The following is a 12,725-nucleotide window of genomic DNA, read 5'->3' as shown; positions in this document are numbered from 1 at the left end:
GCATAGACGCCCCTTAATAAAGGCCAAACATTCATAGAAGACAGAGGACTGCACAACAGTGAATAGGGTGAAAATCCCTCTCTACACTCATTTAAAGACATCTATAGTGAACCATCTCTTGACCCAGCAAGATAATTCGCTATTTTCACTGGTGTTTATTTATAGCGACATCTTGATTCTTAATGTACATCTAAAGGCATACTATGTGGACCCTTCCTAACATACTGACACTGATGCGTATCCTAGTGATCCCATTTCTTGTGGCAGCCTTTTTTATGGAAGATAAAATCTTAGCCAGTCATATTAGCTGGGCGCTTTTTGCTCTTGCCGGTATAACAGACTTCTTTGATGGGTGGTTGGCTCGAGCACAGGGTCTGGTCTCTAAAATCGGTCAATTCTTAGATCCAATTGCAGATAAATTAATGGTCGGTGCTGTCATCATCATGTTGGTGGGTTCTGATACCCTCACTGGGCTTCACATCATTCCTGCTGTTGTTATTATGTGCCGTGAACTTTTGGTCTCTGGCTTAAGGGAATTTCTTGCTGGTGCACAGGTCAGTGTCCCTGTTACTGTTGCTGCAAAATGGAAAACTACTGTACAAATGATTTCTCTTGCAGCTCTGTTATGGATTGATGGAACAATGGACCTTTGGGAGCCCCTTGGCATTTTATGTTTCTGGGTGGCCTATGCTGGTATTTGGTTTGCAGCTGCACTGACACTATATACAGGTATAGATTATCTGAAAGAAGGCCTCAAACATATGAAAGACTGAGTAAACAGTCATTCTATTGTTGATCATCACTTTTTGTTGAATTGAATCGGCTCATAGAATTCTTATATCTCCTTTAGACCTCTAACGAGCCTTGGAATGAATATGCAAAATTCTATAAAATTAAACGCTGACTTTGATAAAAAAATCGTTGTTCGTCCAGCTGACTATGAGTGGGTTTCCTCGCCCTCAGCAGGCGTCAATCGCATGATGTTAGACCGCATAGGCGGTGAAGTAGCGCGTGCAACCACTCTTGTGAAGTTTGATCCTAACAGCCAGTTTGATGCGCATCATCATGACGGCGGAGAAGAATTTCTTGTTCTTGAGGGTGTATTCTCTGACGAACATAGGGATTATCCTAAGGGCAGCTATGTGAGGAACCCTGTTGGAACAGGCCACCGACCCCATATCGGCAATGAAGGCGCGACAATTCTTGTCAAACTTCATCAATTCTCTCCTGCAGACCAAGAACAAAAAGTCATCGATACTGTCAACACCGATTGGTCTCCTGGACTTATTCCTGGTCTAGAGGTTATGCCCCTTCACAGTTTTGAAGGCGAAAATGTTGCCTTGGTAAAATGGGCACCCAATACTGTTTTCACCCCTCATAAACATTGGGGCGGCGAAGAGATATTTGTACTGAAAGGGACCTTTTATGATGAGCACGGTACTTATCCTGCAGGGACATGGATTAGATCCCCTCACCTTTCTCATCATGCCCCCTATACAAAAGAAGAAGAGACTCTCATCTTTGTCAAGACTGGCCACCTACCAAACATGTCACATAAGTCTTAAATTATAGTAATTTTGAAATAAATGAAAATAATTTAATTTTATTCTTGAATTTATATTACAATATGTGCAATATCATGTTGCAATGCAATATCGCATGAAATTGAGAGAATCATTTTAAGATAAAGGTCCCAAAACGATGTCTGACAACGAAACAGATCAAGAAGCTATAATTCGAAAAATTGCCAACAATCTTCATCGATTAAACGAGTCTGTTATTGAAGCCGTAAATTCAGGCATCTCAGTAGAGCTTATGCGAGCGTCTCGCTATCATAATGAAGAAGGCGACTGGGGAGATATGCTTGTCCCCATCATCCACAAAGGTAAATAAACCTTATTCAAGAGAGTAGATTGTCATTTAGTTCTGAGTACCCCCTTCTCCCCTGTCCTGAGTATCCTCAACGATAAAGGCCTCTTCAAACTGAAGAGGCCTTTTTACTGTTTATCAATTTAAGAACCAACACTTAGCGATGCGCTAACGACTTCCCAACTGACCCTAGATCTTGGAACGCTTCATCCAATCTACGGACCATTTCTTCTTCACCCTTTCTGAGCCAAGAGCGGGGGTCATATTTCTTTTTAAATGGTTCCCCAGTCTCGGGATGGACTTGTACTTCAAAAGCCATTGGATTTTCTTTCACAAAGTCTCCAATTGGTTTCGCAAAAGCAAATTGAGTATCGGTATCAATATTCATCTTAAAGGCACCATAAGAAACAGCCTCTTCAATTTTAGCTTTTTCTGAACCAGAACCACCATGGAATACAAAATTGAGTTCTTTATCAGAAACATCTCTTTTTTCAGCAAGCAAGACCTGTGACGCATTCAAGATTTCCGGCCGTAATTTCACATTACCCGGCTTGTACACCCCGTGCACATTTCCAAAAGATGCTGCAACGGTAAAGTGGCCAAGAGGGTTTAAAAGATCATAAGCCTGCATAACATCTTCTGGCTGTGTATAAAGGCTTGGATTATCGAAACTATCAACATCGCCGCCAACACCGTCTTCTTCACCGCCTGTCACACCAAGTTCAATCTCAATTGACATCCCCAAAGGGGTCATCTTTTTAAGAAATTCGGCGGACGTAGCGAGGTTTTCTTCTATTGGCTCTGCAGAGAGATCAAGCATATGGGATGTAAAGAGTGGCTTGCCCATAAGATCCTTGTACTTCTTCCCTTCTTCGATGAGAGCATCAACCCAAGGCACGAGCTTGCGATCAGCATGATCTGTGTGCAGAACAACACATACACCATAATGTTCCGCTAAAAGATGGACATGCTGTGCCGCTGAGACTGCGCCTAAAACTTTGGCTTTAAAGCTATCTTCCATACCTTTTCCAGCAAAGAATTGAGCGCCGCCATTGGACAATTGTATAATCACGTCGGATTTATTTTTAGCTGCTGATTCAAGCACCGCGTTTAAAGAGTTTGTGCCAACTATATTGACAGCGGGTAATGCATAACCCTCATCCTTACATGTTTGGACGAGACGGGCATAGTCATCACCATAAATAACACCTGGTTTCATATTTGGGACCTTTTCAATCAAGTGTGTTTGGTAAAAAATTATGTTGTTCTTATTGTTATAAAGAAAGTTTAAAAAAGCTCAATAAATTTTCATGGAAAGTTATTCATACAAGCCACCACACAAATTGACTTTGCATTCACGGTTGTTCCAGTTTCTGGCTACTCAAGGGCCCCATGACCGCGTTTGAGATAATCCTCTGATTGCATCTCCATGAGGCGAGATACCGTCCGTTCAAATTCAAAAGCGCCGTCCCCTTCTTTATAGAGATCGACGGCCTCGGCTTCTGAGGAGCATAAGAATTTCACCCCATTTTCATAAAGGGCATCGATAAAGGTAACAAATCGTTTGGCTTCATTTCGATTGTGAGGCCCTAGTTTTGGTATGGCCACCATGATAATCGTATGATACCTGCGTGCTATGGCAAGATAGTCTGCTGCCCCAAGAGCAGCAGCACATAATCGCTTAAAGCTGAAGACTGCAACACCCCTCGCTGCCTTCGGCACAAATACTTTTCGCCCCTGGACCTCTACCATATCAGTAGGCACCTGATCAGCATCCTCAACATTTCTATCTGTCAGTTTAAAGAAGGCGGCACGTAAAGCATCCGTAGACTCTTCATTAAGAGGAGAATAATAGGTTTGCAAGCCCTTCATTCGACCTAAACGATAATCCGTCGGCCCATCAAGAGGCACCACATCAAAATCTTTCTTAATACGTTCAATAAAAGGCAGGAATAGCTGGCGATTGATCCCGTCCTTATAAAGGTCATCCGGTACTCTATTACTTGTGGAGATTACCACCACCCCTCGATCCAAGAGCTCTCCAAACAACCGTGCCAGAACCATAGCATCTGCAATATCCGTCACTTGCATTTCATCAAAACAGAGTAAGGTGGCTTCTTGTGCCAGCTGACGTGCAACCGGAGGAATGGGATCATCCCCCGTCGCACGGCTTCCCATAGCAGCCCGTTCTTTGGTTGACATATCATTCCACACCTTAAGGCGTGCATGAACATCAAGCATAAAATCATGAAAATGGACACGACGTTTAAAACGGACAGGCGCACAGTCGTAAAAAAGGTCCATTAACATGGACTTGCCCCGTCCCACCCCGCCGTGCAGATAGAGCCCTTTTGGCGCAATAAGCTTTCTATTTCCCCATGAAAACATCTTCATCATCCGCCAACTGCGCATGGCCAACCCTTTTGACCTGCCTGCAACTTCGGGATAATCTTTCAGCTCTGAAAATAACCTTTCAAGATGCTCAACAACGCGTAATTGATCTTGATCGATGGTTATTTCACCAATGCGTGCCATCTCGTGATATGTCTCGAGAGGCCCTAGTAAATTTTCATCAGCCATAGTCGTCCAGCCTGTTATTTTTGCCCGAAACCAGTCTATCATGAAGTATGAAAAAGACCAACGAACATTGACAGTTACTGCGCATTCCTATTAGGTGACAAAAAAGGAACATTGATGCACACGAACATGGGCAATAGAGAAGGCAGTCAATTAATCGACACTCCAACGGGCATGATCCACGTTGTTCGAGAAGGCAATAAGAAGGCTGATACACTTGTTTTAATTCATGGAAATTATTTCGGGCTAGCCATCTGGGATAGCTGGGTCGAAAGGTTAAGGGATGACTTTGATATCATTCGATTTGACTTACCAGGTTTTGGCTTATCCCATCCGCCGCGGTCTGGCCAGTACACGGATCATGGGGATATAGACGTTATCCGTACAATTCTCTCAACCTTTGAAATTTCTCAAGCCCATTTCATAGGCTCCGTTCTCGGAGGGAAAATAGCTTATCAGATGGCTGCAAACTATCCCCAGCATGTTCAAAGCCTGACCTTAATTAACAGTGCAGGCCTGCCCCACCATGCTGTAAGCACCGCCCAGCCATCACCATTGCCAGAAGACGTCAAACAAACAATTTTATCAACACCAGAAAGCTTTCTTGAACAAGTGATTGCAGGATACCGAGGTCCCCAAGCTAAAATCGACAAAAGATTGGCGATAGAATTGATTAAATTAAGTGCGCGCCCAAATACAATAAAAGAGATTCTCAAGCGTATGGAAAGCTTTATTATAGGACCTGCTGAAACGACTTTGGCAAAAGTCACCTGCAACAGCTTGCTCCTACACGGTACAAACAACCCTCACTATAAAGTCTCTGACGTTGAAACCTTTAAAAAACTTTTGAGTAATTCCAAATGCAAATCAATCTCTTATGATGGATATGGGCACCTCTTGCCCCTCGAAAAAAGTGAACAATCAATATTAGATTTAGAGAGTTTTCTAAAAAATAGGTATAATTTTAGCTAAATCTTCACTTTTTCTCTCTATATCGTTATTGTCATAAAAAATGAGTATATGGATTTTGTTTCGATGAATATTTTTGAGTATAAGATGCCAGAAAAATTACTGGCATTATGGAACTACTGGCAACAACTACCAAAGAATGGGGCGTACAAGGTCCCCCTAAAAAAGGATTTTCTTCCGCAAGAAATTGTGGAAATATTACCCCACATAGTCATTCAAGAAGTAATGGATAGAGACACGGTTCTCTTAAGACTTACAGGCACCATTCTCGATCAAATTTGGGGGGAAAACACCAGTGGCTCCAATACCATTGATTATGCACATCCTTCCGTTCAAGAGTATACCAAAACACACTATGAGGGGATCTGCAATCCTCCTTGCGGAAGCTATGCAATAGAAAATCGTAAGAACGCAATGGGACTAAGAAAACACATTCATATGCTAAACCTTCCTCTCGCAAACAAAGCAGGGCAACCCGTGTATAGAGTCGCTTGTTTGTTTGAAGAATCTGCGATTAAGGAAACAATGGATGAATATGAGTTAAAGGTTTATGATCATAGTAAAATTACGTTAATGCGCTACTTTGATCTCGGCAATGGCATTCATAAAGACTTAAAAGAATTTGGAGTTAGGTCGTAAAACCCATCAATATATCAACAATAATCCATAAGGCAGATAACCCCAGTGCAATCTTAAGCCCTTTCTTATAGGTATCATCTGCCATTCTTTGCCCGACTTTCTTTCCAGTAAGGGTTCCTAGAATACCTGCTGTACAAATGCATAGAACAACTAGCCAGTCAATCTCAACCACATGCGCGACTAAGAGTAGGCCTATCACTTTCAAGCCATGCTGAACGACCATCATTGCGGCCAATGTACCTATAAGATAATCTTTCCTCTGTTCAAAAACATTCACCAATGCAGCGACTAATGTCCCCGTTGCTCCCACAAACATGGTGAGAATGCTTGAGACAACGCCGCCGACAAGCCAACCTTTCGTTGTCATTGCTGGTATTTTTACAAACAGGGTAAATAATATAAAGACTGCGATTGAGAGTTTAATCGCGACCACTGGAAGTTCAACTGTCAGAAGCGTGCCGATGCCAACACCAAGGAAGCTGGCCAGCATAAAAACATTCACTTTCGACCAGACAACAGTCTTTCGGAACATTACAGCTCTAAAGAAATTCGAAGAAAGCTGAACCAGACCATGAATCATGATAATTTGAGCTGGCGGTAAGATGGCCACCATGGCTAAAAGCATGATCGTCCCACCGCCAATACCAAAAACAACTGTAATAAATGAAGAAATAAAGCTTAATGAAATCAAGAAAAGATCAAGTGTTGACACAAATAGCTCCTTCTCATTGATTATCGTCGCCCAAATAGCTTTTCAATATCAGCCAACTTCAACTCAACATACGTGGGACGTCCATGATTACATTGACCTGAATGAGGAGTTGCCTCCATTTCCCTTAATAGGGCATTCATCTCATCAACTGTCAAGCGGCGCCCAGCACGCACACTGCCATGACAAGCCATGGTTCCACAAACATCCTCTAGTTTTTCTTTCAAGCTCAAGGCCTCATCAAGCTCTGTCAATTCATCGGCCAAATCCTGCACCAGTCCCTTAATATCGATTTTTCCCAGAAGTGCTGGCACTTCTCGGACAACAACAGCTCCGTCACCAAAAGGCTCTAGGATCAATCCTAACTCTGCCAACTCACCTTGACGAGCGACCAGTCTTGTTTGAGGCCCTTCTTCAAGCTCAACAACTTCTGGAAGCAAGAGGGCTTGTCTTTTGACACCTTCTTCACTCATGGTCACTTTCATTTTCTCATAGACAAGCCGCTCATGGGCAGCATGCTGATCTACGATCACTATACCATCGGGTGTTTGTGAAACGATATAAGTAGCATGAACCTGCCCCCGAGCGACGCCCAAAGGAAAATCATGGGGTACACTTTTTTCGGGATCAACCGACGTAACGGCTTGCATAATGGCCTCGTCGTCTATGGTTCTGGCTGTAGGCTGCTGATCAAAGCCTGATTGAAACCCCATCTGAGCGGCGTAAGCACCTTGCTCTTGAGAATTTTGATACCCTGAGGACTCGTAAAAACCTTGTTGGTCAAGAGGAGCTTGCATGTCACGGTTTGTCTCATGATAGCCAGACGGCAGACTGGGGCGCTCTTGACGCTTTTGCCAAGGCAATGAAGTGGTGTCTTCCGGCTTAAAAGCACCGAGGGCTGCACCCGCTACTGTCGTGCTTGCCCGATGGCCCATAGCCTGTAATCCATGCCGAAGAGATGAAACAATCAACCCCCGAACCAATCCCGGCTCTCTAAATCTAACTTCAGATTTTGCAGGATGAACATTCACATCAACAAAGTCCGTTGGGACGTCTAGAAAAAGCGCGAGAACCGGATGACGATCTCTGGCAAGATAATCACGGTACGCACCTCTAACAGCGCCTGTTAAAAGCTTATCCTTTACGGGCCGCCCGTTCACAAAAAGATATTGCTGCATTCCATTGCCCCGAGAATAAGTAGGAAGCCCAGCAAATCCCTTGAGTTTCAATCCTTCACGTTCAGCATCCACTTCAAATGCATTTTCTTGAAACTGACGGCCAAGAATGGTCCCCAGTCTTTCAAGCCTCACATCGCCGCCCAGAGCACCAACAGGCGTTGCCCTAAAAGTCGTCCGATTCCCGTCTCCCAAAGTAAAAGCGATCGTAGGATGGGCCATGGCAAGGCGCTTAATAATATCTGCTGCCTGACCATATTCTGTCCTTGCTGTTTTTAAAAATTTCAATCGCGCAGGCACAGCATAAAATAAGTCCCTGACTTCTATCACTGTCCCTTCGGTCAAGGCCGCAGGTTCAGGCTCTACTCTTTGACCGCCTTCAACAACAATCTGCCAAGCCGAGGACTTGCTGTCTCGAGCCTTTGACTTAATTGAAAGCCGAGCAACAGCACCTATAGAAGCCAAAGCTTCACCGCGAAAACCAAGGCTATGAATTTCAACTAAATTTTCATCTGATAATTTACTGGTTGCATGCCTCTCCACCGCAAGGATAAGCTCCTCAGGAGACATACCGCGTCCATTATCTGTGATCTGGATCAGCTCTTTGCCACCATCCCGCATCACAATATCAATTTGTGTAGCCTCAGCATCAATAGCATTTTCCACAAGTTCTTTAATAGCGCTAGCAGGCCTTTCAACAACTTCACCTGCAGCAATCCTATTGATCGTGCGCTCACTGAGTTTTCGGATTATACCCGCTTGTTTTGGAATAGAGTTCATGAAGCGACCTTAGCAGATTCTATAAAATAAAAAAGCCGCCAAAAGGCGACTTCTCAAAAAATATTTCTTAGATGAACTAGTTACGTTTCACCACAATATTATCCGGAGCATATGACCCATCAGGCATCTCAAGAATTTCAGCGATGAGAAGTTTTTTCTTCGTTACAAAAACGTCAGGGCGACCAACATTAGACCGCACATCTGCAAACCCAAGTCTATTGAGTTTTCTGAGAAGATCAAGCTCAGCCCCTTTAGGCTGATCCGGGTCTTTCACAGTATCCTTTTTCTTAGGGAAGAGAACTTCCTTAGCAATAACTGCAGGAGCAATCGCACGGCTTTCAGTCTTACCAGGTTTAGGCGGAGCTAAAGTCATTCCAGGAGGGACAACCAACGCACTATTGCTCACGACTTGAAATTCATCTGGGGCATTTCTAGAGCCAGAGCTACATGCCGTCAGAGATAAGGCAACAATTGTGATCATCACTAGTTTTTTCATACCGATACTTTCTTTTTCTCAGCTTTCACTGATTGAGACTCGCTCATTTATTCTTCGTTTTTTGTTTTAGTGCTTTTGTTTGATCCCTGCAAGCGCTGAACAAATTTTTCTGGTAAAAAACTTTCCAGCAACAAGGCCATGACCCCTAAACTGATAGCAGCATCTGCTGCATTGAAAACATAAAAGCTATATCCTCCAGCATGCAAATGGACAAAATCCACAACGGCCCCATGAAAGAAGCGGTCAAGTAAATTCCCAAATGCCCCCCCAAAAACCACAGCCAGAGCATACGCCTCTAGTTTGCTTTCAGACTTTCTCATCCAGACCAACAAGATCCCCATGATAAGAATTGTGCCTACAATTAGTAGCCCCTTTCCTAAATCCCCATCAGGAGTAATCAATCCCATGGAAATCCCTTTATTCCACACCATTGTGAAATTTAAGAAAGGAAGCAATTCCACACTTCCTTTCAGGGGGAGTTCAAAGACTTTTAAGATCCACCACTTACTGATTTGATCTAGTATCAAAATAAGCATGGCAATAATAAGGCCTTTATTAAAGAAGCTAGGCTGCATCAAAAGCCTCGACAGCCTCTTTACAGCGGTGGCAAGTATCACCATTCTCTGCAACTTCAGGCAAAACCATCCAACATCGTTCACATTTCTCACCGTCGGCAAGACTGGTTACAACAGCAACACCTTCAACATCAGAAAGGGTGAACGCCGCTTGAGGGGCGGCCTCTAGACTAAATTCTGCGCCAGATGTAATAAAGGCCTCCATAGGATCAACATCTCTATAGGCATCTATTAGGGACTGATCGTTCACATAGACTGTCACACCAGCTTGTAAGCTTGAGCCAATACGCTTTTCGCGACGGTCAATTTCAAGTGCACCTGTCACGACCCGTCTAACATCACGAATCTTATCCCATTTAGCAGCAAGATCTGCATCAAGCCATGCATCATTTGTTTCTGGCCATTGACGAAGGTGAACACTTTCCGCTTCATTATTGTACCGTGACTGCCACACTTCTTCAGCTGTAAAGACAAGGATCGGGGCAAACCAAGCTGTGAGACGACTAAACAATTCATCCAGAACCGTGCGGGTTGCTCGACGACGAAGACTTGTAGGTGCGTCACAATAAAGAGTGTCTTTGCGAATATCGAAGAACAATGTCGATAGATCCACAGTACAGAATTGAAAGAGCGCTTGAAAAGCAGGATTGAAATCAAATTTCTGCGTCCGGTCCTTCACAAATTGGTCCAGTTCACTTAGGCGATGCAAAATATAACGCTCTAGCTCAGGCATTTCAGAAACAGGGAGGCGTTCCTCCTTGGAAAAACCCTCTAAGTTTCCAAGAAGGTAACGCATGGTATTCCTGATTTTACGGTAAGCGTCTGCATTACCTTTAATAATCTCATCTCCGATGCGTTGATCTGTTGTATAATCCACAGAGACTACCCAAAGGCGCAAAATATCTGCTCCATATTGATTAATTATCTTCTGAGGGTTAACCACATTGCCCAAAGATTTGGACATTTTCCGGCCATCTTTATCCTGTGTAAAACCATGAGTTAATACGTTTTTATAAGGAGCATACCCGCGTGTTCCACAACTTTCCAGCAAAGAGGATTGGAACCATCCTCTATGTTGATCAGACCCTTCAAGATATAAATCAGCAGGCGATTGAAGGTCTTCGCGACCTTCACAAACAAAAGCGTGGGTCGAACCACTATCAAACCATACATCCAAAATATCATGAACTTGCTCATAATCATCGGCATTATACTGCGATCCAAGGAATTCTTGCGCAGGAATAGCAACCCATGCATCAGCGCCGCCCTCATTCACTGCTTTCACAATCCGAGCATTCACAGACTCATCCACAAGCACTTCGCCCGTTTCTTTATGCACAAAAACTGTGATAGGAACACCCCATGCCCGCTGTCTTGAAATGACCCAATCAGGACGATCTTTGACCATGCTTTCAATACGATTTTGTGAGATAGCTGGGTACCAGGACACATCCTTTTGAATCGCATTCAGCGCTGTTTGCCGCAGACCCGTTTTCTCCATGGAAATAAACCACTGAGCAGTGTTTCTGAATATAAGAGGGGCTTTTGAGCGCCAAGAATGAGGATAGCTATGTTTCAATTTCCCTTTGGAACAAAGACCTTCTACTGTCTGTAATAACTCACAAACTTCATCAGCAACTTTGTAGACATGGCGGCCTGGAACAAGGCCTACATGGTCGTAATAGCAACCGCTCTCATCGACAGTAAACGGGACTTCAATTCCATATTGAACATGAGCGACCTTATAATCATCATCGCCGTGGCCAGGCGCTGTATGAACAAAACCTGTACCAGCTTCTGTTGTGACATGATCTCCAGCAAGCATTGGGACATCAAAATCATATTTGCCTTCACTCTCTGAATGGGCTTGCCAAGGATGGTAAAGCATTGTTCCTTCAAGTTCGCTGCCTTTAATGCGGTCTGAGACAGTGTGACTTACAATCCCAGCGCGGGCTGTGAACTCATTGAGAAGAGCTTCCGCAACAACATAGGCTGCCTTTACTTGACAAACCGATTCTTCTGAAACGTCCTCAGCAACGATAACGACATAATCAACATCATTGCCGTAACAGACCGCACGATTAGCTGGAATTGTCCAGGGTGTGGTTGTCCAGATAACAACTTTGGCTCCTTCAATCGCAGCGCAGTTAGTTGAGGCAAGCGGAAAGGCTACATCGATCTGTACTGAGACATGATCCTGATACTCAACTTCAGCTTCAGCAAGGGCTGTTTTTTCAACAGGTGACCACATAACAGGCTTGGATCCTCTATAGAGGGACCCATTCTTGGCAAATTTCAGAAGTTCTTCAACAATGGTAGCTTCCGCATCAAAATCCATTGTTAAATAGGGGCGTTCCCAATCCCCGAAAATCCCAAGGCGTTTAAATTGCTCACGCTGAACACCGATCCATTGACTAGCAAATTGGCGACATTCTTTACGGAATTCAATTGGATCTACATCGTCTTTATTCTTCTTTTTCTTGCGATATTTCTCTTCAATTTTCCACTCAATCGGCAATCCATGACAGTCCCAACCTGGCACATAAGGTGCATCCTTACCTTGCATCTGTTGACTACGGACGATCACATCCTTCAATGTTTTATTCATTGCATGGCCAATATGAATATCGCCATTAGCATAAGGAGGTCCATCATGAAGGATAAATTTCTCACGTCCTTTAGACTCTTCTCTTAACTTTTCATAGAGACCTTCTTCTTCCCAGCGCTTGAGCCATCCAGGCTCTTTGTTCGGCAACCCTGCCCGCATGGGGAAATCTGTTTTTGGGAGAAATACTGTATCGCGGTAATCCCGTTTATTTTCTTCGCTCATTTGAACTAACCTTTTGGAAGGCAGTAATTCTGCACTTCTGTATGTACTTATAAATTTCTTGGAAAAGTAAAATGGCCATTTTAGGGGCTTTTCAGACCTAAACAGC

At 43.7% G+C, this 12,725-nt stretch carries 12 protein-coding genes; 5 read left to right on the top strand and 7 right to left on the bottom strand.

The window, feature by feature from the left end; genetic code table 11:
- Positions 1 to 203 precede the first annotated feature (203 nt).
- The 3 genes from pgsA to QGN29_RS08650 all read left to right on the top strand — a co-directional run bounded on the left by pgsA (position 204) and on the right by QGN29_RS08650 (position 1,893).
- Positions 204 to 773 carry a CDP-diacylglycerol--glycerol-3-phosphate 3-phosphatidyltransferase gene (gene pgsA / locus QGN29_RS08660; RefSeq protein ID WP_310797457.1) on the top strand — a complete coding sequence of 190 codons (570 nt, stop codon included), beginning with the start codon at positions 204 to 206 and terminating at the stop codon, positions 771 to 773.
- Between the two features lie 102 nt (positions 774 to 875).
- Positions 876 to 1,565, top strand: coding sequence for a cupin domain-containing protein (locus tag QGN29_RS08655; RefSeq protein WP_310797456.1), 690 nt, complete (start codon positions 876 to 878; stop codon positions 1,563 to 1,565).
- 136 nt (positions 1,566 to 1,701) lie between these two features.
- The gene (locus QGN29_RS08650) at positions 1,702 to 1,893 is read left to right on the top strand and encodes an SMc00767 family acetate metabolism repressor (RefSeq protein ID WP_310797455.1); all 192 of its coding nucleotides are present in this window, start codon (positions 1,702 to 1,704) and stop codon (positions 1,891 to 1,893) included.
- Between the two features lie 133 nt (positions 1,894 to 2,026).
- Here QGN29_RS08650 and fbaA read toward each other — a convergent pair whose 3' ends face one another.
- Both fbaA and zapE read right to left on the bottom strand, forming a co-directional pair.
- Complete coding sequence (gene fbaA, locus QGN29_RS08645; protein ID WP_310797454.1) at positions 2,027 to 3,088, bottom strand: class II fructose-bisphosphate aldolase; 1,062 nt, start codon at positions 3,086 to 3,088, stop codon at positions 2,027 to 2,029.
- A gap of 158 nt (positions 3,089 to 3,246) precedes the next feature.
- Positions 3,247 to 4,449 (bottom strand): cell division protein ZapE, encoded by a 1,203-nt coding sequence (gene zapE, locus QGN29_RS08640; protein WP_310797453.1) that lies wholly within the window; start codon positions 4,447 to 4,449, stop codon positions 3,247 to 3,249.
- A gap of 114 nt (positions 4,450 to 4,563) precedes the next feature.
- On the opposite strand from zapE, the gene QGN29_RS08635 reads away from it, so the two are divergent.
- Together QGN29_RS08635 and QGN29_RS08630 are read left to right on the top strand one after the other, a co-directional pair.
- On the top strand, positions 4,564 to 5,418 hold the full coding sequence (locus QGN29_RS08635; RefSeq protein ID WP_310797452.1) for an alpha/beta fold hydrolase: 855 nt from the start codon (positions 4,564 to 4,566) through the stop codon (positions 5,416 to 5,418).
- Positions 5,419 to 5,481: 63 nt separating this feature from the next.
- Positions 5,482 to 6,054 carry a PAS domain-containing protein gene (locus QGN29_RS08630; protein ID WP_310797451.1) on the top strand — a complete coding sequence of 191 codons (573 nt, stop codon included), beginning with the start codon at positions 5,482 to 5,484 and terminating at the stop codon, positions 6,052 to 6,054.
- On the opposite strand, the gene QGN29_RS08625 is transcribed toward QGN29_RS08630, so the two are convergent.
- The 5 genes from QGN29_RS08625 to ileS form a co-directional block, all read right to left on the bottom strand.
- The gene (locus QGN29_RS08625; RefSeq protein WP_310797450.1) at positions 6,044 to 6,766 is read right to left on the bottom strand and encodes a sulfite exporter TauE/SafE family protein; all 723 of its coding nucleotides are present in this window, start codon (positions 6,764 to 6,766) and stop codon (positions 6,044 to 6,046) included. The two genes, QGN29_RS08630 and QGN29_RS08625, sit on opposite strands and share 11 nt — an antisense overlap.
- Before the next feature lie 20 nt (positions 6,767 to 6,786).
- Positions 6,787 to 8,718, bottom strand: a complete 1,932-nt coding sequence (gene mutL, locus QGN29_RS08620) for a DNA mismatch repair endonuclease MutL (protein WP_310797449.1) — start codon at positions 8,716 to 8,718, stop codon at positions 6,787 to 6,789.
- Between the two features lie 76 nt (positions 8,719 to 8,794).
- On the bottom strand, positions 8,795 to 9,214 hold the full coding sequence (locus QGN29_RS08615) for a DUF3035 domain-containing protein (RefSeq protein WP_310797448.1): 420 nt from the start codon (positions 9,212 to 9,214) through the stop codon (positions 8,795 to 8,797).
- 47 nt (positions 9,215 to 9,261) lie between these two features.
- Positions 9,262 to 9,750 carry a signal peptidase II gene (lspA, locus tag QGN29_RS08610; RefSeq protein ID WP_310800027.1) on the bottom strand — a complete coding sequence of 163 codons (489 nt, stop codon included), beginning with the start codon at positions 9,748 to 9,750 and terminating at the stop codon, positions 9,262 to 9,264.
- 28 nt (positions 9,751 to 9,778) lie between these two features.
- The gene (gene ileS / locus QGN29_RS08605; protein ID WP_310797447.1) at positions 9,779 to 12,619 is read right to left on the bottom strand and encodes an isoleucine--tRNA ligase; all 2,841 of its coding nucleotides are present in this window, start codon (positions 12,617 to 12,619) and stop codon (positions 9,779 to 9,781) included.
- Between the last annotated feature and the right edge of the window lie 106 nt (positions 12,620 to 12,725).

The organism is Temperatibacter marinus (genome assembly GCF_031598375.1).
GTDB classification, from domain to species: domain Bacteria; phylum Pseudomonadota; class Alphaproteobacteria; order Sphingomonadales; family Kordiimonadaceae; genus Temperatibacter; species Temperatibacter marinus.
This window is presented reverse-complemented; position numbering and strand designations above follow the sequence as displayed.

Bases quoted from the DNA above. Each gene is read 5' to 3' on its own strand.
- QGN29_RS08615 (WP_310797448.1), bottom strand. From the start codon at position 9,214: ATGAAAAAACTAGTGATGATCACAATTGTTGCCTTATCTCTGACGGCA.
- QGN29_RS08655 (WP_310797456.1), top strand. From the start codon at position 876: ATGCAAAATTCTATAAAATTAAACGCTGACTTTGATAAAAAAATCGTT.
- mutL (WP_310797449.1), bottom strand. From the start codon at position 8,718: ATGAACTCTATTCCAAAACAAGCGGGTATAATCCGAAAACTCAGTGAG.
- ileS (WP_310797447.1), bottom strand. From the start codon at position 12,619: ATGAGCGAAGAAAATAAACGGGATTACCGCGATACAGTATTTCTCCCA.
- QGN29_RS08635 (WP_310797452.1), top strand. From the start codon at position 4,564: ATGCACACGAACATGGGCAATAGAGAAGGCAGTCAATTAATCGACACT.
- pgsA (WP_310797457.1), top strand. From the start codon at position 204: ATGTGGACCCTTCCTAACATACTGACACTGATGCGTATCCTAGTGATC.
- fbaA (WP_310797454.1), bottom strand. From the start codon at position 3,088: ATGAAACCAGGTGTTATTTATGGTGATGACTATGCCCGTCTCGTCCAA.
- zapE (WP_310797453.1), bottom strand. From the start codon at position 4,449: ATGGCTGATGAAAATTTACTAGGGCCTCTCGAGACATATCACGAGATG.
- QGN29_RS08650 (WP_310797455.1), top strand. From the start codon at position 1,702: ATGTCTGACAACGAAACAGATCAAGAAGCTATAATTCGAAAAATTGCC.
- lspA (WP_310800027.1), bottom strand. From the start codon at position 9,750: ATGCTTATTTTGATACTAGATCAAATCAGTAAGTGGTGGATCTTAAAA.
- QGN29_RS08630 (WP_310797451.1), top strand. From the start codon at position 5,482: ATGAATATTTTTGAGTATAAGATGCCAGAAAAATTACTGGCATTATGG.